The sequence below is a fragment of the Eisenbergiella porci genome (assembly GCF_009696275.1).
Lineage (GTDB): Bacteria > Bacillota > Clostridia > Lachnospirales > Lachnospiraceae > Eisenbergiella > Eisenbergiella porci.
In genome coordinates this window covers 1-25,065 of record NZ_VUMI01000002.1, presented here as the reverse complement: position 1 = coordinate 25,065, position 25,065 = coordinate 1, and the positions used below count along the sequence as shown (strand labels likewise).

The 25,065-nt window shown below is 48.9% G+C and carries 20 protein-coding genes; 6 read left to right on the top strand and 14 right to left on the bottom strand.

Annotation, left to right across the window (positions count from 1 at the left end; genetic code table 11):
• Positions 1-36: 36 nt before the first annotated feature.
• The 3 genes from FYJ45_RS01305 to FYJ45_RS01295 form a co-directional block, all read right to left on the bottom strand.
• Positions 37-2,655: a calcium-translocating P-type ATPase, PMCA-type gene (locus FYJ45_RS01305; protein WP_154463108.1), complete on the bottom strand. Its 2,619-nt coding sequence runs from the start codon at positions 2,653-2,655 to the stop codon at positions 37-39.
• Between the two features lie 132 nt (positions 2,656-2,787).
• Positions 2,788-3,429, bottom strand: coding sequence for a TetR/AcrR family transcriptional regulator (locus FYJ45_RS01300; protein WP_154463107.1), 642 nt, complete (start codon positions 3,427-3,429; stop codon positions 2,788-2,790).
• Positions 3,430-3,767: 338 nt separating this feature from the next.
• Positions 3,768-4,001, bottom strand: a complete 234-nt coding sequence (locus FYJ45_RS01295; RefSeq protein ID WP_154463106.1) for a sporulation initiation factor Spo0A C-terminal domain-containing protein — start codon at positions 3,999-4,001, stop codon at positions 3,768-3,770.
• A gap of 154 nt (positions 4,002-4,155) precedes the next feature.
• On the opposite strand from FYJ45_RS01295, the gene FYJ45_RS01290 reads away from it, so the two are divergent.
• The gene (locus tag FYJ45_RS01290; protein WP_154463105.1) at positions 4,156-4,470 is read left to right on the top strand and encodes a helix-turn-helix domain-containing protein; all 315 of its coding nucleotides are present in this window, start codon (positions 4,156-4,158) and stop codon (positions 4,468-4,470) included.
• A 91-nt stretch (positions 4,471-4,561) separates the two neighbouring features.
• Here the strand turns inward: FYJ45_RS01290 and FYJ45_RS01285 are convergent, their stop codons facing one another.
• The 3 genes from FYJ45_RS01285 to FYJ45_RS01275 all read right to left on the bottom strand — a co-directional run bounded on the left by FYJ45_RS01285 (position 4,562) and on the right by FYJ45_RS01275 (position 9,889).
• Positions 4,562-7,375 carry a cation-translocating P-type ATPase gene (locus FYJ45_RS01285; RefSeq protein WP_276891980.1) on the bottom strand — a complete coding sequence of 938 codons (2,814 nt, stop codon included), beginning with the start codon at positions 7,373-7,375 and terminating at the stop codon, positions 4,562-4,564.
• A gap of 487 nt (positions 7,376-7,862) precedes the next feature.
• Positions 7,863-9,131: a uracil-xanthine permease family protein gene (locus tag FYJ45_RS01280; protein WP_154463104.1), complete on the bottom strand. Its 1,269-nt coding sequence runs from the start codon at positions 9,129-9,131 to the stop codon at positions 7,863-7,865.
• Positions 9,132-9,169: 38 nt separating this feature from the next.
• The gene (locus tag FYJ45_RS01275; RefSeq protein ID WP_235930491.1) at positions 9,170-9,889 is read right to left on the bottom strand and encodes a cytosine permease; all 720 of its coding nucleotides are present in this window, start codon (positions 9,887-9,889) and stop codon (positions 9,170-9,172) included.
• A gap of 398 nt (positions 9,890-10,287) precedes the next feature.
• On the opposite strand from FYJ45_RS01275, the gene FYJ45_RS01270 reads away from it, so the two are divergent.
• The 3 genes from FYJ45_RS01270 to FYJ45_RS01260 are packed head-to-tail and all read left to right on the top strand — an operon-like array spanning position 10,288 to position 12,920.
• Positions 10,288-11,049 (top strand): DUF6062 family protein, encoded by a 762-nt coding sequence (locus FYJ45_RS01270; protein WP_154463103.1) that lies wholly within the window; start codon positions 10,288-10,290, stop codon positions 11,047-11,049.
• A gap of 28 nt (positions 11,050-11,077) precedes the next feature.
• Complete coding sequence (locus FYJ45_RS01265) at positions 11,078-12,388, top strand: AAA family ATPase (RefSeq protein WP_154463102.1); 1,311 nt, start codon at positions 11,078-11,080, stop codon at positions 12,386-12,388.
• Complete coding sequence (locus tag FYJ45_RS01260) at positions 12,378-12,920, top strand: hypothetical protein (RefSeq protein ID WP_154463101.1); 543 nt, start codon at positions 12,378-12,380, stop codon at positions 12,918-12,920. Before FYJ45_RS01265 ends, FYJ45_RS01260 begins: the two co-directional genes overlap by 11 nt.
• A gap of 435 nt (positions 12,921-13,355) precedes the next feature.
• Here the strand turns inward: FYJ45_RS01260 and FYJ45_RS01255 are convergent, their stop codons facing one another.
• From FYJ45_RS01255 to FYJ45_RS01220, 8 genes are all read right to left on the bottom strand, one after another.
• A complete protein-coding gene (locus FYJ45_RS01255; RefSeq protein ID WP_154463100.1) occupies positions 13,356-16,172 on the bottom strand; it encodes an alpha-L-rhamnosidase in 2,817 nt (938 codons plus the stop codon).
• A gap of 139 nt (positions 16,173-16,311) precedes the next feature.
• The gene (locus tag FYJ45_RS01250) at positions 16,312-17,184 is read right to left on the bottom strand and encodes a carbohydrate ABC transporter permease (protein WP_102288587.1); all 873 of its coding nucleotides are present in this window, start codon (positions 17,182-17,184) and stop codon (positions 16,312-16,314) included.
• A 23-nt stretch (positions 17,185-17,207) separates the two neighbouring features.
• Complete coding sequence (locus FYJ45_RS01245) at positions 17,208-18,020, bottom strand: ABC transporter permease (RefSeq protein ID WP_235930490.1); 813 nt, start codon at positions 18,018-18,020, stop codon at positions 17,208-17,210.
• A 438-nt stretch (positions 18,021-18,458) separates the two neighbouring features.
• Entirely contained in the window at positions 18,459-19,499 is a 1,041-nt protein-coding gene (locus FYJ45_RS01240; protein ID WP_102287813.1) for an AraC family transcriptional regulator, read from the bottom strand.
• A 16-nt stretch (positions 19,500-19,515) separates the two neighbouring features.
• Positions 19,516-20,601 carry an AraC family transcriptional regulator gene (locus FYJ45_RS01235; RefSeq protein WP_154463099.1) on the bottom strand — a complete coding sequence of 362 codons (1,086 nt, stop codon included), beginning with the start codon at positions 20,599-20,601 and terminating at the stop codon, positions 19,516-19,518.
• A gap of 10 nt (positions 20,602-20,611) precedes the next feature.
• A complete protein-coding gene (locus FYJ45_RS01230) occupies positions 20,612-21,214 on the bottom strand; it encodes a TetR/AcrR family transcriptional regulator (RefSeq protein ID WP_207708380.1) in 603 nt (200 codons plus the stop codon).
• A gap of 31 nt (positions 21,215-21,245) precedes the next feature.
• Entirely contained in the window at positions 21,246-22,010 is a 765-nt protein-coding gene (locus FYJ45_RS01225; protein ID WP_154463098.1) for a hypothetical protein, read from the bottom strand.
• Between the two features lie 91 nt (positions 22,011-22,101).
• Positions 22,102-22,611 carry a hypothetical protein gene (locus FYJ45_RS01220; protein ID WP_154463097.1) on the bottom strand — a complete coding sequence of 170 codons (510 nt, stop codon included), beginning with the start codon at positions 22,609-22,611 and terminating at the stop codon, positions 22,102-22,104.
• A 453-nt stretch (positions 22,612-23,064) separates the two neighbouring features.
• Between FYJ45_RS01220 and FYJ45_RS33010 the strand changes: the two genes are divergently transcribed.
• Entirely contained in the window at positions 23,065-23,154 is a 90-nt protein-coding gene (locus FYJ45_RS33010; RefSeq protein ID WP_390579874.1) for a putative holin-like toxin, read from the top strand.
• Positions 23,155-23,567: 413 nt separating this feature from the next.
• On the top strand, positions 23,568-24,368 hold the full coding sequence (locus tag FYJ45_RS01215; RefSeq protein ID WP_154463096.1) for a hypothetical protein: 801 nt from the start codon (positions 23,568-23,570) through the stop codon (positions 24,366-24,368).
• Positions 24,369-25,065: the final 697 nt, after the last annotated feature.

Sequence of the window (25,065 nt, the reverse complement as noted above, 5' to 3'; positions counted from 1 at the left end):
TTCTCCATATATTTTGCAAAAATTTCCATCTCTAGCTTATTGATGATGCGTAATCATCCCCGCCGCCTTGGCGATTTCCAGCACCACCACCGGCACCAGCGCCAGGCCGAGGGCCGTCAGATACAGATGCCCGGGCAGTGCAGTCAGGCCAAAAACCAACGCCAGCGGGGGCACAAAGGTAATCAGTGCAATCAGCACCAGCGACAGGGCAGCCGCGCCGTTTAAATACTTATTGGTAAAAAATCCGGTCTTAAACAGCGAATGGCTGGATCGCATATTAAAGGCATGGAACACCTGCGTGGATGCCAGCACCATGAAAGCCATGGTACGGCCCGCTTCCACCGTGCCCGTTTCATTCCATCCCAGCCAGAAGCCAAACAGCGTCAGGGCAGCGAACATGGCGCCCTGCAGAACGATCCGCACGCCCAGCCCATGGGCAAAAATGCCTTCATTCTTCGGCTTAGGCTTCTTCTCCATCACATCATCAGGCACAGCCTCCATACCCAGCGCAATGGCGGGCAGGCTGTCTGTTACCAGGTTGATCCACAGAAGCTGCATGGAAAGCAGCGGGCTCTGCTTCCAGAACAGCATGGATAAAAATACCGTCAGCACCTCGCCGATGTTCGTTCCCAGCAGGAACGCCACCGCGTGCTTGATATTGCCGTAGATCCCCCGGCCTTCCTTCACTGCGGAAACGATGGTGGTAAAATTATCATCTGTCAGCGTCATATCCGCCGCGCCCTTTGCCACATCCGTACCTGTAATGCCCATGGCGCAGCCGATATCCGCCGCCTTCAGCGCGGGCGCATCGTTTACGCCGTCTCCCGTCATGGAAACAATTTCGCCCTGTGCCTGCCAGGCCTTGACGATGCGGATCTTATCCTCCGGAGAAACTCTGGCGTATACGGATATATGGCGTACCTTCCGGTTCAATTCTTCCTCGCTCATCTGCGCCAGCTGTGCGCCGGTAATGGCTTCGTCGCCTTCCTCCATAATTCCCAGATCCTTTGCAATGGCGGAAGCCGTCACCACATGGTCGCCGGTTATCATAACAGGCTTAATGCCGGCCTTCCGGCAGACAGCCACAGCATCGCGTACCTCCGGGCGGGGCGGATCGATCATGCCCACAAGCCCCATAAAGGTAAGATTGCTTTCCAATTCTTCAATGGTGGGATTTTCAGGCACGCTGTCGATTTCCTTATAGCCCACTGCCAGGACGCGGAGGGCGTTGGAGCTCATGGAGTCAACCAGCTCCTGCGCCTTTTTCATATCGCCTGTGGTGCAGATGGGCAGCATGGAATCAAAGGCGCCCTTGGTGATGACCACATTTTTCCCATCGATTCTGCAGACAACGGTCATCAGCTTACGGTCGGAATCAAAGGGCAGCTCCGTCAATCTGGGATATTCCCTGGCCAGGGTTTCCTTGGGGCTGCCGTTTCTCATGGCGGCATATACAATGGAGGTTTCCGTGGGATCCCCGATATGCTGTACTTCTCCGTCCTTGACAATCACTGAACCGTCGCAGCAAAGGGAAGCATACTGCAGCAGCCTGCGGATGGCAGGCGTATCCTCATCGGAAATGTCCTCCATCAGATCCTCTGCCGCATCATAGGCCTTCACCAGGGTCATGCGGTTCTGGGTCAGCGTACCGGTCTTATCCGAGCAGATAACAGAGGCGCTGCCCAGCGTTTCCACGGCGGGAAGCCTGCGGATGATGGCATTCTGCTTCACCATACGCTGCACGCCGATGGAAAGCACGATGGTAACAATCGCCGGAAGCCCTTCCGGAATCGCGGATACGGCAAGGGATACGGCTGTCATGAAAATCTCCATCACGGCCATGCCGTCAATCAGCCCAATGACAAAAATGACCGCACATACGGCAATCGCCAGAAAGCCTAGGTATTTGCCCAGCTGCGCCAGCTTCTGCTGCAGGGGAGTCTGTGTATCCGACTCGCCCTCCAGAAGCCCTGCGATATGTCCCATTTCCGTCTGCATCCCAGTGGCCGTAACGATAGCTCTGCCCCGTCCGTAGGCAACGCTGCAGCCGGAATAAATCATGTTGGCCCGATCTCCCAAAGGCGCTTTTTCTTCTATTTGAAGAGATGCATCCTTTTCACTGGGCACGGATTCTCCGGTGAGCGCCGATTCCTCCGATTTCAGGCTGGCCGATTCAATCAGCCTGGCATCCGCAGGGATATTGTCGCCTGCTTCCACCAATATAATGTCGCCGGGAACCACCTTATCGGCGTCAATGAGCAGCTCTTTCCCGTCACGGATAACCCTGGCATGGGGCGCCGACATACTCTGCAGCGCTTCCATGGCTTTTTCCGCCTTGCTTTCCTGCACCATGCCCATAACGGCGTTCAGAATCACGATTACCAGAATCAGCAGCGGTTCAAAAAATTCCGATGTATCATGGCCGTTGCAGGCAACGATAAAAGAAACGACTGCCGCAGCAATCAATATGAGTATCATCACATCCTTGAACTGCTCCAGAAATCTCTGAAGATTGCTTTTCTTCTTCTTAGCCCGCAGCCGGTTAGGTCCGTACTGCGCAAGCCTCTCCTCAGCCTGTGCCCCCGACAGCCCTTCCGACCGGCTGCTATGCAGTTCACTTATTACTTCATCCAATGGTTTACTATACTGAGCCATTTTCAATCCTCCTTGTTTTCCGAAGGAAAATGCGAGCTCTATGCGAGCAGAGGATTTTCCTCCTTGTTTTCCGAAGGAAAATGCGAGCCCTCTGGCGAGCGAAGATTTTCCTCCGAATTATCCGTTCTCTTTTTACTGCGGTCCGTTCAAAGCCCTGTGCTCCTTTTGCCAAACCATTTCGTCTTTCAGTGACCCGGTCGGCAGATGCATGGTCTGCTCTACGATCGTAATCACCTGTTCCATGGAAAGGAGCCGCTTCCTGGACTGCGCCAGCAGTCCGAAAATCAGGACTCTTACGGTTTCCTCCGGATACTCAATGGTCAGATGCCCTTCCCTGACCCCCTGCCGGATCAGCCGTTCCAGCTGTGCCTGCAGAAGCTCATTGGCATCCTGGGCGATGGGGTTATGGGAAATGATTTCCAGCATGCTGTCCAGATTCTCTTCCTCATCTCCTGAAAACTGGTCAATCATGTGCATATAAAGCGCAACGAATTCCGACGTTTTCTGATAAAAAGTAAGCTGCGTATCCGCCAGGATTTTCAGGGAGGCTTCCTTAAGCTCCGACATTACCAAATCCACAACCTCATTAACTATTTCATCCTTGGATTTAAAATAATAGTAAAAAAGTCCCTTGGCAACGCCTACCTTTTCCACAATCTGGCTGACCTGTGTGTTTTTGATTCCGTTTTTGTCAAACAGCTGCCGGGCCGCTTCTATCAGCTCCGCCCGGCGTATTTCCGGTTCCTTCGTTACCCGCATTCTGTCACCTGCCATTGTCTGTTCTGCCGTCTTTTTGTGTATTATAGCAACTGACTGACTTTTTGTAAATAGTAAGTCAGTTATTTATTTTATTTTTATTAAACAGTCTCCCCAAAAGCTTTCTTTTTATATTTTGGAAAGAAATCCTTCATACTTTTTATAAGATTTTTTGATTTGCGTCACACTTAGGACACACTTTTCCTGTATCATAAAAAACAGATAGACAAACAATAACTCACAAGTTTTGTTAAACTATCTCCCCCCTCATAAGAATAAGAAGCCTCCACATTTTTTGTGGGGGCTTCTTATTTGCCGTGTACTATGTTCATTTTAAAAACTGCAGGCAAGCCGGTTTAACCCTTTCCGTTTTCCTTCCATAAAAGTTCCCTCTGCGCATACCGAAGCAGCTCATCCGGGGTGGGAATTTTTCCTTTTTTCGGCACCTTGCTCTGCCATGCTCCGGTAATTCCGTCATTTGGCGTATTTTTGTATGTATGCTCCAACGCTGCCTGCATTTCCTGCTTTACTTCCTGGACGCTTACCCCATACTCCTTTGCCACCTTCCGATAAATACTTTTTTTATTCATTTATTATTTTCTCCTGTCGGCAGACGTCTGTTATGTGCATCTGCTACTTCATTATAGACGATTCCAGCGTACGTTTCAACAATATCAGACGCTATAAATATTCGTAATTATAACAATTGTATATTATGATTATCACATGGAGGGAGGCGATTTCATGGATGAACAATTTATTCGGGATCGGATAACCGAGCTTCGGCTCCAAAAAGACGTTACAGAGAGAAAAATGAGCATTGAACTCGGACACAGTACAAGCTATATTCACAGCATTGCCTCCGGCCGGGCTCTGCCTTCCATGACAGAATTTCTTTACATATGCGATTATTTCAACATTACGCCCATGGAATTTTTTAACGATACGGAACATACTTCGGCCCAGCAGCAAAGGGCCATTCAGTATATCCGCCTGTTAAATGATTACGATACCAAGCTGATCGCAGATATGTTGGAAAGGCTGTACAGGCCAGAATAAAGATTTAAAAAAACAGACTGATAAAGCCTGGCCGGATTCCGGCCGGTTTATTCAGTCTGTTCTTATTTCCGCCGTCCTGGACAGCTGCTTGTTATGATTCCGAAACGGTATTGGCCTGCAGCTTGTGCTTCCGGTTCCCTTTTTTTACAAAGTCAAAGGAAAAAAGGATCATCAGCTCATGGGCCAGCAGCGGGAAGGCCGCCAGGATGCCAAGACGCAGCCATTCCCGCAGGGACAGATGCGCGGTTCCGAACGCCGCCGTCAGGAACGGTATTTCCGTCACGGCAAACTGCAGCAGGAATCCGATCACACAGGCCGCTATCATCAGCTTGTTGTTAAAGTGGTTCATCCGGAATATGGATTTGCGCATATCCCGCATTCCCACCGCATGGAACAGCTGCGACATGCCAAGAACCGTGAAGGCATAGGTCTGCGCCCGGTTCAGGATAGCTTCATGGGAAAGCACCGTGGCAAAATTATTGATGGTCAGCGGAATCTGTTTTTCGAGAATTACAGCATAGGGAATGGTAAAAAATGCCGTCAGGCTGATTCCCGCAATCAGCAGTCCGTAAAAACAGGTGCAGGCCAGGCCGCCGCCTGCGAAAAGACTTTCCTTCGGATCCCGGGGCGGCCGGCGCATCAGGCTTTCCTCATCATTGTCGTCCACCCCCAACGCCAGCGCCGGAAGGGAATCTGTAATCAGGTTAATCCACAGGATGTGGCTGGATTTCAACGGGGAGGCCAGGCCGCACAGCACCGCCAGGAACATGGTCATGATTTCGCCCAGATTGGAGGAAAGGAGGAATATCACGGATTTTTTGATGTTCTCATACACCCCTCTGCCCTCCACAATCGCCTTTTCTATCGTGGCAAAATTATCGTCCGTAAGGATGATGTCAGAGGCCTGCTTTGCCACATCGGTTCCTGTCATTCCCATGGCAATCCCGATATCCGCCGCCTTCAGGGAGGGAGCGTCGTTTACGCCGTCTCCGGTCATGGCCACGATATTTCCTTTTTCCTTAAAGCCCTTTACAATCCTCACCTTATGCTCCGGCGACACCCTGGCAAACACCCGCACCTGATCCAGCTTCTTCAGGAAACGTTCCTCCGGCAGATGCGATACCTCCTCCCCTGTCATGCACTGCTCCGGGCGGCTCACTATCCCCAGCTGCTTTCCGATGGCAAAGGCCGTATCCACATGATCCCCGGTTATCATCACCGTTGTAACGCCGGCATCCCGGAACCGTTCCACGGCATTCGCCGCTTCCGGACGGGCCGGATCCTTCATTCCCACCATCCCCACAAAGGTAAGCTCCGCCTCCACCGGGCCGCTGCCGCCGGTGCGCATGGCTACGGCAAGGGTCCGCAGCGCCTGGGAGGACATTTCCTCCACCGCTTTTTTTATCTGTCTTCTCTGCTGGTCCGATATGGGCACAGGCTTTCCGTACAGCAGGACGCCGGTGCATTTTTTCAGGATTTCATCCGGCGCGCCCTTCGTATAGGTAACCGTCTGGTTTCCCCGCTGATGGAAGGTGGACATCATCTTGCGTGTGGAGTCAAAGGCAAGCTCCCTGGTTCTAGGATATTCCTTTTCCAGCGCCTGCCGGTGCAGGCCGTAGCGCGCGGACAAATCCAGAAGCGCCAGCTCCGTGGGATCCCCGATTCGTTCCCCGCCTTCCAGTACGGCGTCGTTGCACAGGGTCATGCCCTTTAAAAATTCCCGGTATTCTTCCCGGGCCAGTTCCTTTTTCCCCACCATTTTCTGGTTGGTAAAGCAGGTTTCCACCGTCATTTTATTCTGGGTCAGCGTGCCTGTTTTATCCGTGCACACAACGCTGACCGCGCCCAGGGTTTCCACTGAGGGGAGCTTTCTGACTATGGTATGTACCTTCACCATTTTTGTAACGCTCAGGGCCAGGCAGATGGTGACCACCGCGGGAAGCCCCTCCGGCACCGCCGCAACCGCCAGGGATATGGCGGTGATGAGCATTTCAATCATATTTCTCTTCTGAATCAGCGCTATCAGGAACAGCGCCGCGCATAAAAGCAGGGAAAGCAGGCTCAAAATCTTTCCCAGTTCCCCAAGACGCTTCTGCAGGGGAGTGATATCCTCATGGCTTTCGTTGATGAGGGAGGCGATTTTCCCAATTTCCGTGTCCATGCCCGTGGCGGTAACGATCCCCTCTCCTCTTCCATAAGTCACAATGGTGGACATGTAGGCCATGTTATACCGGTCTCCCAGGGGAATGTGCATCTCCTTCTGTACTTTTGCTTCCCGTTTGCCCGCAGCCGTCAGGCCGGAATCCGCTGCCGCCAGATCGGACATTTTCCCGGACTGTGAGCTGCGTCCGAAGGCGGCTGCACCCCTGGCGATGAAAGCGGCGTCCTTTTCAATAGGCAGGGACTCCCCGGTAAGCGCTGATTCCTCCACCTTCAGGCTGCTTGTTCTGGTCAGGCGCAGATCCGCGGGCACCTGGCAGCCTGCGTCAAGGCAGACAATATCGCCCACCACCAGCTGTGACGCCGGAATCTCCCGCTCCTTCCCTTCCCTTATCACGTAGGCCCTGGGACTTGTCAGCTTTTTCAGGGAATCCAGGGCCTTCTGTGCCTTTCCCTCCTGAATCATCCCCACTATGGCATTCATGAATACCACAATGGCTATGATCACCGCATCGCTCACCTCATGAAGCAGGAGGGAAATGATGGCCGCTGCAAGCAGCACATAAATCAGCGGATCGTTAAGCTGCTCCAGGAAGGATTCAATCACAGTTTTCTTCCGCGGTTCCTTCAGCTCATTTTTTCCATATTCCTGGTATCGCCTCGCCGCTTCCTTTTCCGTCAGTCCTTTGTCTATATCGCTGTCTAGCTGTATGCATGTTTCCTGAATGCTTTTTGACTCAAACACGTTCCCACTCCTTTATCTTGTCCTGATGCCTGTCTGAAGCGTCCGCGCATCCGGTTGGAGGGTGCGGTGATTTTTCAGACATGCTCTAATAAACCTTATGAAATACAGGACAGGAATATGTCTGCCGGGTAAAGGAAAAATCAGCCGTCGGTGAGTTTGTAAGCATGGGGATGGGTGTCCATGATCTTTTTATAGAGGAAACAGCCCCGTTCGCGGTCGTTTATTTATTTGCCGCTCCCGCCGCTATTCACCGGTTCCGCCCGTATCCGCCGATTCCGCCTTATCCACCGGTTTTGCTTTATACACCGGTTTCACCGCTCTCCGCCTGTTCCGCCGCCTGTAAGGGAAAAAAGACGTCTGGATGCTGCCGCTATGCGGAAGTACTCAGACGTCTTTTTATTTTGGAAATGTAACAGTCCAGGCCGGACATCTTCTTTCATGGCTCTGCCGTTCTGAGCTGTTACCTATAACCTGTAAATTATGCAGGTCAGTTCAGCACACTGTCGTCCCCTTCAGGAAGGATGAATGCCAGAATGATGCCAACAACCGCTGCCAGCGCCAGGCCGGAAATGGTAACCGCGCCGTATACGGGAATGCTGTCGCAGCCAATTCCCAGAACCAGGATGATAGCGGCCACCAGCAGGTTGCGGCTGTTGCCGAAGTTCAGCCTGGAATTAATCAGGATACGCACGCCCACTGCGGAAATCATACCGTAAAGCACGATGCTGATGCCGCCGGTAACGGGTGACGGGATGCTTGTGATAAATCCGCCGAATTTTCCGAAGATGCCCAGAATCATAGCAAACACAGCCGCGATACGGATAACGGAAGGGTCGTATACCTTGGTTACGGCCAGAACGCCCGTATTTTCTCCATAGGTTGTGTTGGCAGGGCCGCCCAGAAGGCCTGCCAGCGCGGTTGCAAGACCGTCGCCCAGAATCGTTCTGTGAACGCCCGGATCCACCATGAAGTTCTTGCCTACCACGGCGCCGTTGGTGGTGATGTCGCCCACATGCTCAATCATCGTAACCAGTGCAATCGGGGCAATGGCGAGGATGGCGTCCAGCTTGAACTGAGGTATGCACAGCAGCTGCGTCACAATGTCCTTATCCATAAAGGAAAGGAAGTGCGCCTCTCTCACTGCGGTAAAATCGCAGAAGCCAAGCGGCAGGCAGACAAGGTAGCCTGCGATAATGGCAAACAGAATCGGCATCAGGTTGAAAATTCCTTTTGCAAAAATGGATACACAGATGACCACCGTCAGAATCACCACCGTAACCAGCACGGATTTCAGGCTGAATTCTCCGTTGTAATAAAAAGCGCTGTTGATGGCGGTGCCGCTCAGACGCAGGCCGATAACAATGATAATCGGGCCGGTCACGATAGGAGGCAGCAGCTTGTTCACCTTTTCATAGCCGAAAATCTTGATCAGGCCGGCAAACAGCACATATACCAGGCCGGCAATGATAAGCGCGCCCTTGACCGAGGCCAGCTTCTCCATAAAATCCGGATCCCCCATGCGTGAGTCCCCGATAATTGCCATGATTCCTGCCATAAAGGCAAAACTGGAGCCCAGGAATACGGGCACCTTTTTCTTCGTTACCCAGTGGAACAGCAGCGTGCCGAGTCCGGCACAAAACAGTGTGATTGACGTATTCAGCCCTGTCAATGCCGGAACCAGCACCGTGGCGCCGAACATGGCAAGGGTATGCTGAATGCCGAGAATCAGCTTTTGCTTCTTGGTTCTTTCACCCATTTTTTTTAATCCTCCTCATAAGTATAGTATTAAACAGGTTATTTAAAAGCCTTTCGGCTTTTTGACAAATTGAGATGACAGACGACGGCTAGAAACAGATCTCCGTCTGCGCCGGTACGGTTTGGGCAAGCATTTTCCCGCCCCGGAAGGAATAGAGCACCTCGCTTTTGGTTCAGGGCATCGTAAAAATTATCCGCGTTCAGGATGATGAAATCCGCGGGATTCTTTTCCCGGATGCCGTAGTTTTCTCCCAGATGGAGGGTTTTGGCGGCGTTTAGGTGTCGGATGCCGAAGAAGGCCGAGCCAGTCATACAGATACCCGCAAGGGCCACCAGCAGCGGCACCACCCACGGCTTGTCCGGCGCAATCAGTTTGGCAACCGGAATGGCAAACATGGCCACGCCCACGCCGAACCAGCCTATCTGTGTGAAGCTGATGATGGCGGAAGGCAGATAAGAGCCTTTTTTACCAAAAGAATGCTGGGCCAGCAAATCCATGGATAAACCGGTTTTACAGCCAACATAGGCCAGTAGTGCCGTATAAATACCAAGAATTGCGCCGCCCAGCAATAATGCTTCGACGAAACCTTTCAAATCAAGTCCGATTCCCAGCTCCTGTCCGGTCCACATACTGGCTGAGAAAAAAGTGAACCCCAACATGATCATGAACATTGTCACGATGTTCCGGCGGGCATGTCTGGGAACGGGCATCAGCGAATAATCCGCATCCACTTTTACTTTCTGTTCTTTCGTGCTCAAAATCTTGTCTCCTCTCCTGTTGTTTTCCTCCAAAATACTCTTCCTAAGATACTACCATATCCGGCGGGCGTGCACAACGGTAAATTTTGATGAAAGAGGAGTTAATTTTTTGTAGGAAAGAACCGTCCGGTGGACTGCTCTTCACACCGCGGGAATCTTCTATTAAAGACTGTTTCGTTCCCAAACCATTCACTGCCCTTTGCACTGTATACCGGAACTATGCTGCTTTTAAAATTTAAAGGGTATTTAAAGCTTATATGTGATTGTATTCTGTCCCCCAATCCGATACAATAGAAACAGAGCGTCCGAAATACCGGACGCAGACGGACGCTGCAGCCTGGCCTGCGGCCAAACTGCAACAGGCAACAAACATACACCTATACCCGGAGGAAAGATTAATGAAAGAAAAACTATACACCATCCCGCTCAACGATGCCATGAATGCGGAGGACGAATGTCCCTTCTGCTTTATCGAAAGAAATGTGGAGCAGGATATCATGGACTATGTTCTCGGCTCCTGCGCATCCTATATGGAAAGCGATACCAGGGAGGCCACCGACAAAGCCGGCTTCTGCCGCATGCACTACAAGAAAATGTTCGATTATGGCAACACGCTGGGAAATGGCTGGATTCTGAAGACCCATTATAAGAAGCTCATTGCGGAAATGAAGGATCAGTTCTCCCACTTTACTCCCGGCAAAACCTCCCTGATGAATAAGCTGAAGGGCAGGCCCGCGGATGCCAACGCCATCGCCTCCTGGGTTGTGGAAAAGGAAAAAACCTGCTATATCTGTGATTATTTCACCAAGGAATACGCACGCTACATGGATACCTTTTTCTACCTGTATAAAAATGACGAAGCCTTCCGTGAAAAGCTGAAAAACAGCAAGGGCTTTTGCCTCCATCATTTCGGAGATCTGTGCGCAAATGCGGACGCCCATCTGGGTGATGCTGAGAAAAAGGACTTCTATCCTCTGGTATTCCGCCTGATGGAGGAAAATATGGAACGCGTTTCCGGTGATGTGGACTGGCTTATTGAAAAATTCGACTACCGGAACAAGGACGCGGACTGGAAGACCTCCAAAGACGCGGTGCAGCGCGGAATGCAGAAGCTCAAGGGCGGGTATCCGGCGGATCCGGTGTATAAAATGAATAAATAATCAAATACAGGTGCAGAAAGAGCAGATTATGAATAATAAAATTTTAATACGAAATTTCGGCCCAATCAAAGATGCTGAGATTCATCTGAATAATAATTTCCAAATCCTGATCGGCTCCCAGGCCTCCGGAAAAAGTACTTTATGTAAAATCGTATACTTTTGCCAAAAAATAAGGGATTATACCCTGGATTTTCTGATGAACTCAGAGCAATTTACAAAAAATCATAAAAATGAGTACTTCAACAATTATTTAAAATATATGACGAAACAGTTCATTGGGTGTTTTGGAACTACAAAGCATATGAAAAGGTTCCGTATCACTTATTTGTTTGATGAAAAGAAAATAGAGATCTGTCTAAATAATGATGGTTATGTCCGTTTCTCTTTCAACGACATTTTAAAAATGGAGATTTATTCTCTGATTGAAGAAGCTTCAGATATGTTCCTGAACCGGCTCAACAATGAGGTTGCTTCTATTATGGATAATATAACTGCAATCGGAGTTATGAAGCGCCATTTAACCGAAGTTCTATTCTCCATATTCAAAAATGAAGCTGAAATCATTTATATTCCGGCAGGAAGAAGCCTGCTGGCTACTATGTCAGAGCAGCTACATGATATCTCTGTTAGTGAAATGGATTTGACCATGCAGGAATTTGTAAAGTTAATCAGAGCTACAAAAAGCCAATTTGGTACAAAGATACCAGAAATGGTTCAGAACTATACAAAAACAGTGAAAGGACAAATTAATAATTCAGCAGTCACCCATGCATATGAACTGATTAAAAAAATATTGAAAGCCGATTATGTAAATGACAGCGACGGTGAAAAAATTTATTTTGATGAACATCATTGGGTAAAGCTGATGTATGGATCCTCCGGACAACAGGAAGCCCTGTGGATTTTAATGCTGACCCTAATCATTATTTTAGAAAACAGACGGGCCTTTGTTGTTATTGAAGAACCGGAAGCCCACTTATTTCCCATAGCCCAAAAAGATATGATAAGCCTTATTGCTTTAATGGTAAATGCCACCGACAGCCGGGTAATAATCACCACACACAGTCCTTACATTCTTACTTCCTCAAATATTTTATTATATTCAGAAAAGGTGGAAAATAACTATAGAGGAGAAGAAAAACCGGTAATTCCCCGAAGCATACGATTATCCTATCATAAATTTGCTGCATATAAAGTAGAAAATGCAGCAGATTCTTTAACATCTCTCATGGATGAAAACAGCCATATGATAAGTACTAATTATATTGATAAAGTTTCCGAAATCACCAATAACGAACTGGAACACTTGCTTGATATGGAGATAAACGATGATATGTAACAAACTTCAATTATGCGTAAACAGCCAGCTCTTCGTAAAAACTCCACCTGAATGTACAAATCACAACAAAAGTTTTTGTATTGAATCCTCCGACAAAAGGCCTTCTGTAAAATGTGTAGAGAAAAAGAAAAAATATATTCTTGAAAATACTATGAAGAATCACATTATTTCCTATAAAATGGATGGCGGCATTATTGCTGTTGACAAGTACGTTCCGGAGGGTACGAATAAATGTGATTATCTTTATGTTATCAATAATTCAGAATCCATTGCCATATTAACTGAACTTAAAGGAGTTAATGTATCCAAGGCTTTAAAACAGATAAGCGATACACTTTTCTTATTTAAAGACTTTTTCAAAAAGTTTTCCCATGTGTATGGCCGGGCAATCGTTACTTCTTCAACTCCTGATTTAAAGGCCAGCCCGGAATATGTAAATCTGGTAAAATTAATCCGTAATACTTATCACGGGAACGTTAAAATCTCTAAGCAGCAATTTTCTGAAAAAGATATTGAGCTTTCTAAAGATTAATATGATCAAGTCCATTACGGAATTAAAAGCAACATATGCACAGATATGTTCATCCGGTAATAAACGGAAGCGTATTAATACCAACTGGATGGCAAGGACGGCCGGAATTGCTAGAAACTCAAATGATAGGATACAAAAGCCGTGAAAGCTGATGTATCCTTTTTTGTACCAAAAGTGTATTGGAGGTGGCAATTACATTTTATTCAACCGATTAGAATACCCGTACAAACATAGACCGGGGCATGCGGGAAACTGTTAAACATATAGCTTCCCAATGTAACAGCAAAAAAGAGCCGGCGTGAAAGGTCATAACTCCTCCTTTCTCCCAGCTCTTTTTATAAATTACAGGCCAAGGTTCTACAGTCCGGCTTACAAACAAATTTCGCTCTCTGTATCCGCTATCCGGATTAATCAGCATCCATCATTCCCCTGCTGTCACCTGACACTCCATTCATACCGCCCGGAAGGCACCCCATCAATTCTGATATACCCATCCCCCGTTTTTACAAAATCATGGAATTCCTCTTCGTCCAGGAAACACCGTTTTCCCTCTTCAAAGGGCACAAAGACCTCCGCTTTTGCTCCCACAGGAATCACAGTTACCATCAAAATCTGTCCGTCCCGTCTGCTGCATTCCACTTTAACCTTTCCGCGCACGGTGAATACCGAACCCTTCACCCGGCTGATTTCCTCATTCAGCCACGGCCGGATCCTCACTCTGCCATACCCTGGCTCAACAGGCGTAATTCCCAGCACAAATCGGCACAGCCATTCCTTCACATGCCCCATCATCGCATGGTTCCGGGAGCGTCCCAGCCCGTTCCACAGCTCCGTATAATTCCAGAACTCCGGCAGTGTGGTCAGGCCCTGATCCACATGGTGCCTGTAGCTGGGGGCTGTAGGGTTCATAACCATACGGTACACCGTATCATTTTCCCCGCGGGAGGCCAGTGCATGAAACACCTGCTTTAATCCCACCTCGCCGGAGGATAAATGATCGCCCCGCGCCGCTACCGCAGCCATAAGCCCGCGCAGCGCGGCCTCCTCCTTCTCCTGCGGCACAATACCGGAAAACAATGCACAGCCAAAGCTTGCCTGGCTGCCGTTTCCATAGCTTTCCTCCTCCGGCCGCCAGCACTCCCCATCCTCATAAAATCCGCTCCGTATCCGCTCCGCCAGGTTCCGGTAACGCTCCTGCAGTTTCGTCTCCTCCAGAATCCCGGCTATCCGGGAAAGCGTCACCGCCTGCAGATAAAAAGCGCAGGTTGCCACCAGCGTAGTGGGTGTCTCCTCATTCAGCTGTCCCCACTCTCCCATATGGGCATACCCCTTCAGCACGCCGTTCACGGACTGCCGTTCCAGATGATCCACATATCCCCTCATCATGCCGAAATTCTTCCGCAGGATTCCCTCGTCGCCATATTCCATATAGTAATACCAGGGTGTCATCACGCAGGACCCGCCCCAGTTGGGATCCTTAAAAAGACGTCCAATCCTGAAATATTCAGGCGCTATCCCCGGCACAAAGCCCGCCTCCTCCGTCTCCCTGTTGTCAAAACGGTCATACGCAAAGCCCGGATAGCTTTTCGGATCGTTTTTCATGGGCGCTTCCCCAAGCAGCTCCTCCGTTACCTGCGCATCCTGCATATCATCCATGATTTTCGGAATCCAGCTGCGGATATCATATCCTGCCGCCATGGAAGAAAACATCAGCTGCGTTGTTTCCAGCCACCCCAGTTTTTCGATCTGCGGACAATCCGTAAAGCTGCACATCATGTTACTCTCAATGGAACGGTCTGTCATCCGGTTCACCGCATTCAGTATCTCCTGATCCGTTTCAAAATCCGAATGCTTTTCATTCATCAGCCTGACCGCACAGCCCTCAAAATTTTCCACGGTGGGAATGCCCGGGAAGCCCGCCACCTCCACATACTGAAAACCATGATAGCAAAAATGCGGATGCCACTTCTCGCTTCCGGTTCCGGCCACAACATAGCTGTCCATCACCCTGCACTGATACAACGTATCGCAGCTCTGGGTACAGGAGGCCTGATCCACACCGCTGCCGTCCGCCTTCAGCACCTCGCCCGGATACAGCTCAATTTTCTGCCCCGCATATGGCTGGGTATTCTCCAGCCTCAGGCAGACAAAACCCGCGCTGTTTTTCCCCATATCCACCAGCCAGTTACCGTCTGGAAGCCTGACAACACTCGCGGCAGTCCATCTTTCCCAGATACGTATGGGCAGGAATTCCCTTGCCGCCAGCTTTCCCTTGGGCGGTTCCATGACTGCCGCATTCCCCCAGCCCTTAAGTTCTGCCTCCGGCGTATCCCAGCCCTTCATCTGAAGCGCCTTCACCCCATCATAATCCTCTCCGCCGTACCAGTTCTGAAAGGTCACAGGACTTTCCCCTGTTTTCCAGGCTTCACTGCTGGCCGCCGCTATTACCACAGCTCCGTCCTCCATGGTCAGCTCCACCTGGGCAAGCAGCTTCTTGTTCCCGCAGATGCCGTCCTTGAGAAAAATCGTGTCATCCTTCTGGTAACGATGCTTTTCCGACAGGGTTCCATCCCCTTTTTTCATCACAGGATCCACGGCAAAATTCACATACTGCCCATTTCCCAGAACCACACCCACCGCATTCTCCCCCTCTTGCAGAAAAGGGAGGATATCATAAGTAACATAATATACCCTGCGGTTAAACTCACTCTCCCCCGGCTCAAACAGGTTTTCGGAAAGCGGCTTTCCATTGACGCCCGCCGTAAAAAGCCCCAGGCCGCTGATATATAGCCTCGCCCTTTTTACCCTGTCCCGGGCCTTTACCGTAAAACGGCCCACAATGGCCGGCGCCGCCGACTTATCTCCGGTAAAATCATCCCCCTGGCCGATCCAGGCCGCTTTCCAGTCCTTCTCCTCAAGCAGCCCCATTTCAAAAGAGGCGGGTCCGCTCCACGGCGAAACGTTCCCTTTTTCATCCCACACCCTTGCCTTCCAGAAAACCTCCTGCCTGGACGCAAGCGGCGCGCCTTCATAGGGAATGGCATAATTTCTTTCTTCCTGCATTTTTCCGCTGTCCCACAGATCGGCCCGTCCTTCCTCCAGAAGCTCCGGCGAGGATGCGGCAAGTATCTGACAGGCAGTCTGCCTGCTGCCCCTTTCCTCCGACTGCAGGGTATAGCAAAAGCAGGGTTTTGTACATCCCAGGCCAATGGGATTATCTAAATTCTGTGTTAAAAGTCTGGTAAGCTTCATTATAAAATCCTTCTCCCGGTATGTAATCTCATTTCAGCTGCCTTTGCGCCGTTTCCGTAACTGCTTCGTACCTTCACAGTTACTTTTTTCCTCCGTTCCCGGCGCTTTCCCACGAAACAATGGCTGCGGGCGGCAGCACTCAGCCCTTCACGGATCCCACCGTCATGCCCTTTACAAAATACTTCTGGGCAAACGGATAAATCAGCATAATGGGAATCAGCGCAATAAAAATCTGCGCGCAGCGGATGGTCCTGTCATCCACCAGCGAAAGCTCCCTGATCTGCTCCATGCTCAAAAGGCTCATATCCCGCTGCACCACCACCGTATACAGGAAGGAAGCCAGCGGATAGCTTTCCGGGAAATTGGAAAAAATCAATCCATCAAAGTAGCTGTTCCAATGAGTAATAAAACAGAACAGGGTCAGCGTCGCAATGGACGGCTTGGCACAGGGCACATAAATCCGGAAACAGGTCTGGAACTGGTTTGCACCGTCAATCAGGGCAGCCTCCTCCAGCTCATGGGGAATACCCCGGAAAAAATTCAGCATGAGCACGATGTTGTAAACCGGCACCGCCATAGGCAGGATTAGCGCCCAGATGGTATCCATCAGGTGCAGGTTCTGTATCAGCAGATAACCCGGGATCAGCCCGCCGGAAAACAGCATGGTGAAAAAGAAAATCCAGGAATAAAAGCTTCTCAGCCTCAGCTGCGTGCGTTCCTTGGACAGCGGATAGGCTACCAGAATGGTAATCAGCATGGAAAAAGGTACGCCGATACATACCCTTTCCACGGATTTCAGCAGAGAATTCCAGAAATCCCGCTTTCCGATAACATAGCTGTAGGCATAGGTATTAAACTCCACCGGCCAGAGGGAAACCCTTCCCGCAGATACCGCCGTTGCGCTGGAAAAGGACATGGCCAGTATATTCAGCAGCGGAAACAGGCACAGGACGGACAACAGAATCAGAACCGTATAATTGATAATTTGAAAGACAATACGTCCCTTTGTCATTTTTTTCACTGTGATTCCCTCCCCTAAAAAATCCGGTAATCCGCAAACCTGTAGGCCAGCCAGTACGAAACCGAAATAAACATCGTGGAAATGATCGATTTAAACAGCCCCACGGCGGTCGCCGGCCCGTACTGCGCGTCTATCAGGCCCAGACGGTATACAAAGGTATCCAGGATATCTCCTGATTCATACACGGCCTTGCTGTACAGGTTAAAAATCTGGTCGAAGCCCGCATTCAGCACATTCCCCAGGCTGAGCACCATCATCAGCACAATGATCATACGCATTCCCGGAAGCGTCACATGCCACACCTGTTTCCAGCGGTTGGCCCCGTCGATCTGCGCCGCCTCATACAGATCCGTGTCGATTCCCAATATGGCTGCCAGATAAACAATTGCTCCATAGCCGAAATTTTTCCAGATATCCGTCACGATCAGCGTAGGCTTGAAATAACGGTTATCCCCCAGGAAGAAAATACTCTTTCCTCCCAGCGCCGTAATGATCTGATTGATGATTCCGCTGCTGGGGGAAAGCATATCCAGGAAAATACCGCCCAGTACCACCCATGATAAAAAGTAGGGTAGATACACCACAGTCTGCACAGTTCTTTTGAAGCCATTTCTGTTAACTTCATTTAACATCAGGGCAAAAACAATCGGCACCGCCAGGCCCAGTATGATTTTCCAGAAGGCGATAACGATCGTATTTTTCAAAGCCTGGTTAAAACCGGGAAGGCTGAACACATAGCTGAAATTTCCCAGCCCCACCCACTGCTGATCCCCGAACATCCCCTTGCTGGGTATGAATTTCTGGAATGCAATGACTAGCCCCGCCATTGGCGTATAGCTGAGCCGCCGCTGCTGCGCTTCCCTCCGTCCCCTTTGTTTCGGCCGGCGCCGAAGCCGCGGTATCCGTACTTCCGCTTCCGCAGCCTGTCAATAATGACAATGATAATGCTGCCGCCAAAACTATTGCTGACAATTTTTTAGCCATTTCCATTCCCTCCTTGATAATTTTACAATACAATCCCCTTTTATTTGGATCCGTTTTGTATGTTTTGTGTGGTTTTATTATATATTTAGCATCTTACTTTATCACTCTACACAAAACTTGTTTTATATGACCTTTTTTGGCCATTCTCTTTCAGGCATCCTCTATTAGCCAAGCCCCGTCAGTACAGAAAAAAGCCGGTACAATCCAATGATCGTACTGGCTCCTTTGTCTGAATTTATTACAGTTTATGATATTTTTTCTCCTGCCAGCCGTCTTTTCCCTCAAATCAAAATCTCTTCCCCGTTTTTCCTGAACTCCAGAGGCGTCTGCCCGAAATGCTCCTTAAAGCTGCGGTAAAAATTATTCATATTGCTGTACCCGGTTTCCTCCATAATTCTCTCCATACTCAGGTTGGTATTCCGCAGCAGCTCCACCGCCCTTCTCAGCCGCAGATCCCGCAGCAGATACCGGTAGGTATAGCCGCTTTCCCTGACGATATACCGTTTTAATTCACTCTCACTCATACCGAACTGCCTTGTCAGCTCCTCCAGCGTAATACTCTTCAGGTTCTGCCTGATCGCCTGGATGATGGCGGGAAGCACATAAACCTCGTCCGTCAGCTCTTCCTTCAGCTGCAGCTGCGGCAGATGCTCCCTCATAACGATACCCAGGAAAATCATGGCATAGCTTTTCATCAGAAGGTTGCTTGCCGCCTGCTGCCGCGCTGACTCATCAAACATCCTCTCCACCCACCGGTCCAGCTTCGGATCATTATTGCAGCCAAACATCAATACCCGGTTGCTGTGCTTCGTATAAAGGATTTTCCAGAAAAAATCAGCCAGGATATTCTGTTCCATCAAGATCCCCGAAAACGCATTGGCAAAGGAACTGATGCGCATGAGGATATTGATGATCACATCCTCATCGTGCCTGGAAAACACCGTATGCCGGATTCCTGGCGTAATTATGCAGAAATTCCCCGATAAAAGCTCATATTTCACATTATCCAGATACACGGTCACGCTTCCGCTCCACACATAAATAATCTTGATGAACTCCAGCTTATGAAGAAACGGCGGACAATACCTGAGGTTATTAAAGCAGACAACCTCCTTGAAATTCTCTGTGAAAAAATCATCCTCCGTCAATACGCTGCCCATCATGGAAGGCGCTTCATTCGGAATATCGTTTATTCCGGCCTTATGACACCGCCTCACCAGCCCGGCCCAGTCCTCCACCGGCTCCTCCCAGACCTCAGGGCACCTTGCATACAGGCTTTTATATAACTGCTCCTCTTCTCCCAGACCTTCACTCAGCCGCAAACCGTTCCCCCCTGTTTTATGTATACATGAATTCCGCCTGCCGTTTTTTCTTCCTGTAAACAAGAGGCGTCATCCCATAGGCTGCTTTAAAATTCCTGAAAAAAATACTCTGATCCGTATACCCGATCAGCGCAACAATCTTCTCTATATTGCATTCCGTCTTTATCAGCAGCTCCGCCGCCCTTTTCATCTTCATTTCCTGCAGGAGTTGGCTGAAGGTAAATCCCGTTTCCCTGCGGAAATACCGGCTCAGATACCCCTCGCTCACATAAAAATTCCCCGCCAGGGAAGCAAGAGACACCTCGTCAATATGCTCCTTCATGTACAGCAGATACTGTGCCAGGGGATACTCCCTGTGCTTTTCCTTTTTTCTGAGCCATACCACGTCCTTTTCCTTCCATCTGAGAATATAGGCAAATATGGCCATCATCATACTCTTCATGACCAGGCCGCTTTTCACCGGCTGCAGCAGCGCTTCTTCATAGAGATCCATCACGCTCTCCTCCAGCAGCATATCCGGCCTGCTGTTAAAAAGCAGCACCTCCCCGCCCGGCTTATGATAAAGCATCTTCCAGAAAAAATCCGCAATCACGCCGCCGTCATTGGATTCCAGCAGCTCCCAGAAGGACTCCGCAAAGGTACTCCTGCGAATCAGCAGATTCAGCACAATATCCTCATCCGCACAGGAAAAAACGGTCTGCTCCACCCCCGGCGCCACAATACAGGCATTTCCCTCCGTCATGGATATCCACCTGCCGTCAATATAAAAAAAGCAGCTCCCGCGGAATACATAAATAATTTTGATAAACTCCAGCTCATGCAGAAAAGCCGGGCAGTAGCGGGCGTTTACAATCACGCTCACCTCTCCCCAGTCCTCCTGCGGAAAATACTCCTCCTCCGAAAAAACAGGCGCAATCGGCGTGGGCGGCACCGGAGGGAGCTTTGTCTTTCCCTCCCCCTCCAGCTCGTTATAACGCCCGCAGAACTCTTCCCAGCTCCTGACCGGCACCGCAAAAGCCGCCGGATTCTGAAAGTACAGCTCCCGATATGTATCATGCACATCCAATGGCGTCAATATCTTTAAAAAGGCCTCTCTGTCCATCGTTTTTCCTTTATTGAAACACTGCGGCAAACATCCGCAGATAATCCTCTATTTCTTTCTTCAGAGCCTCTGTTTCCAAACCGCCCCTGCCGCTGAACTCCTCCGTCAGGCCGTTCAGCGTATATTCCACACATTTCATCACCATTTCCGGTTTTGCCTTCGGTACAAACCTGTCAAAATCGGCCTGTCCTATGTATTTATTCAGGCTTTCCTGATATTTTTCCCGGATTTCCCGTACGGCCTCCGCCGCCTCCGCACAGTCTTCCTTCTGCACCGTATCCAGGAAACGCCTCATGTAGGGATACATTTTCATCACCCGCATCCGCGCAGTCTCCATTTTCCCCACCAGCACAAAGAAATCCGTATCCACAGCCTTAATTTCCCTGGAAAACTCCAACAGCATAAATCTAGTGCTGTAATCATACAAAAACACATACAGCCCCAGCTTACTTCCAAAATAATGGAACAGCAGCCCTTTGCTGATAGCCGCCTCCCTCACCATATCATCCGTACTGGCATGCCTGTAGCCATTTAACGCAAACATCTTCAAGGAAGCATTAATTATCCTGTCCTGTTTCTCTTTTTTCACATCAAAGAACTTATCGTTCATCATCCTGCCTCCTCTTTGGTATACCCCTGCAATACTAATTGTTATCTCCCGCCAGGAACCGGCCCAATACTCTCCTGAAATAGTAAATACGACGCATTAGCAACCAACTATCCATAGAGCCCTCCGGCACCTTGCCTCCAACAGCTTCTATCGTCTCCATCAGCCAGTCCGCATCCGCCAAAACCATAAAAAAGTCCTTAAGCCTCTCTACTGTCTCATAGATCCGCAGTATATCTTTTCCCGTTCCATACGTTTCCCACTGCTTTAGATATGTATTCTTTATTTTTTCCTGCATTTCCTGCGGAAGCTGTCTGCGCGTCACATGCACATCTACCGCATTGGACTGTTCGTTCAAAAATGCAAAAATGCCGGATACCTCTGACGGGAAGTTATCAATTCTCTTCATAATCCCTTCAGCAGTGTAATTATGTAATAATGGTATTTTGGAGGAAAATGCATCCTGTTTCTCTGTCACCACAGCTTTCAGCAGGACTGTTAAGCTGTTCCCCACAATAAATTTATCTAAACTGCCGCTGTCCATCCAGATAAACTCTTTTCCCACATTACCTTCGCCATACAGCTCAAATACAGCGGCACAATAATCCATATAAAAGCAAATATAACGCCGGTATACAAGCAGACCGCAGTTTTCCCAAAACCACCTGTTTTCTTCCTGTGGTGAACCAAAGCCAAAGCCCTCATCAACCTCGGCCCCATTCGTCGGAACAGAATATCCCGATGGGTTCCTGCACAGCAGAATCTGCCCCTGCTTATCAAACAGCACAAGCAACATCTTCATATCACGATTCTCCAATCATATTTTTCTACCTGCAGATTTATGCCATCTATGATTCTGCCGCCAATCACATAACGCCATTATACCATATCATTCACCCTTTTACCCCGTTTTTTCCTTCGTTTGCCACCCATTTTTCAGCAAAGAATAACAGCAGGGCATAATCCATCCCGGCAGCCCCCTTATTGGCCGCGAAGTCACGACCTACCACCTCATTACATAACAGCGCCCGCTCCTCTTCCTTGTGCAGCGTAATAAATGCAGATACGATATCGACAGCCTTTTTTTCCGCTTCGCCCTCCTTTGTTTCCTCAAGTCCTGTCCCCAAAATGCCAATCCTGTGCAGCAGGGCGCAGACAGCCAGTGAATTACGCTTTGCTTCCAATGTATCCTCATTATCATGCAGAAGAAGATAGGCCATGTCCTCCATGATTCCCAGAACATACAAGCTCTGCGCTGCCAGGCTTCCGCCCGCCGGAGAGCTTTGGCTGTCACAGTCCGGCTCATCATAATAGCCGTTTTCCGCCATCCATTCCAGAAGCTTTTCCATCCCCTCTCTTCCCAAAGACAACAGCAGCTTTTCCACACGTTTCCTGTATTCCATTTTATTTCCTCCAATCACAAAAAGGTCATTTAGTATACACGTCATCTTACATCAATACACCCTGAAAAAACATATTTTTTCTTTTTTGGGATATCTTAATAGGTTCTCCGTATCCACACCCCTGAAATCCCTGAAAAATAAACATTTTAAACCAGGAAATCCCTGTTCTTTCGGTTATCCTACCTATAATATTGCAGGCATTTATATATGACTCATACCTCATACACTTATATCCCACAGCATCCCGCAGTATACAGTAAATGAAGCATATAGGGAAGCACCGCCTTCTCGATAAATACGGTAAAGATATGGTGGATATGGTATTAGAAAAGGAATTAATTCGCTGTAAGAATACCGGCGGCAGCTAAGGTTTTTCAATGATTTTTAATATATTTACCCGGGCAGCCGACAGTGGCGGTTCATTACCCATTCTGAGTCTTGCAGAAAGGGGAAATGCTTATGAGTACATATGAGACACTAATGATTATTTTGACAACAGCCAGCTTAATCGTAGCAATTCTCAAATATACAAATAAGAAATAGCCGCCCTGGTCTCTGGTAAAAGATAGGCGGCTATTTCTTATAGCTGAATAATATTGCCGGAACGGGTAGTGTGCATCTACTCGTCGGCTGTCTTGCTAAGTATATTATAAATTAAACCGTCCGTTATGTCAAAAGGAAACATTCCTCCACGCATTTTAACAAATATACGGAAACCCTGTCATAAAAATATTGGGAAATTAATACAATTTTAATACATATTTTCTTTTCAATTCCGCAAAATAGTATTAAAATAACACTAAGCGGATTTCGCCGCGAAGGGATTTCAGGTCCGGTGCATCCGGTCCGTTTTATAGCAGTATAGCGCCCTGCCGTTCAGGGATTACTTTTCGTCTGAACCTGTCCGCAGGGTGCTGCTCAGCTTAATCACAGCCTTAAGAAAGGGGTATTTTACGATGGCCAGAAAGTCAAATGGATTTGGAAGATTACTCGCTGCAGCAGCTGTAGTCGGCGCAGCAGCGGCCGGCACCTATTACTACCTGAAAAACAGGGATTCCCGCGTCAATAATGACAGTGACGACAGCGGTGATGAATTTGATGACTTCGATGAGTTTGATGATGACGAACTCAACGATGACGATACGGACGTAGCCTCCTCCGCTGCCGGAGAGACACAGGAGAATGCGGATGCCGGCAAGGAACACCAGACACACTCCTCCGAGGCTCATACGGAAGGAAACCGTTCCTATGTTTCTCTTGATTTGAAGAAAGCGAAGGAAAAGGCGGACGCCCTCCTCAATAATGTTTCTGAAAAGGTGGAAGACACCGTTCAGAAAATCAAAGCCTCCGAAGAATATGAGACGGTGACAAGCAAAGTGGACGAAGCGGTTACCAAGCTGAAGAATTCCGAAGAGTTTGAATCGGTCACCCACAAAATAAATGACGCGGTAGAGCGAATTATTAACAGCAATGAATACGCCAATGTTGACGAACAGATGGAATCCGCCCTCAATAAGGTTAAGGAAGCCACGGAAAGGGCAGTCAGCAAGGTCGGCCAGAAAATAAATGCAACCATGGGCGCTGCGGAAGATATGGCCGGAAAGGCCGACAGCTCCACTTTCGAAGACGGCGAAAATACTACCGATGAATCAGCAGCTCCTTCCCAGGAACCGGCACAGGCGGATGACACTGTCAAAGAAGCGGCGGATGACATTACAGACAGCGTTAAGGATGCCGCACAGCAGTACCGCCCGTGAAGCAGCGGAAAATGATAACAATACTGAGGATGACACTGAAATTTAACACTGCGGATTAAATTTACATTAAAATAATCAATATTTACGGGAGCCGTTCCTTTGAGCAGCTCCCGTATTTTATCCGGCGATATAAATTATTATCCTACCACGCAATCTGCCTGAAAAAACGATCACGCATCACAAGCCTGTTTTCATCTGAATGAACAACAGGCTCTCCCGGGTTAAAGCAGAAATCCAGCCCGATATATTCTCCCGGGCCAATGCCCGCTCCATTTTCCCCGAAAGCATCTTCCCTGGAACTGCCCTCTGGAACTTTTCCTGGCGCTCTCCTCTGAAACTTTCCCTGGAAATGTCCTCTGAAACTTTCCCTGGCGCTGTTCCCTGAAACTTTCCCTGGTGCTGTCCTCCGACCCCTTCCTCCTGCGCTTTTATAATAACTGGCACCGGCTGATTTTATCTTTAATCTATCACCTTCCTTCTCTCCTGTCCACCCGGTTCCTCCTGTTTCAGCGCCGAAAGGCGCTGGCAGGTTGTAAATAATCCTCTCGATACTTTTATACTTAAATATTCATTTTCCACATCGCTACGCCCTTTTCATGTTTTTATCCACACCCTTTAGGCATTCGTAGCCTTCGCTAACTTCTTCGATGTTTTTTTATGTTTTTTCCTCTTTTCTCTTCCCTTTTATCACTCCCTT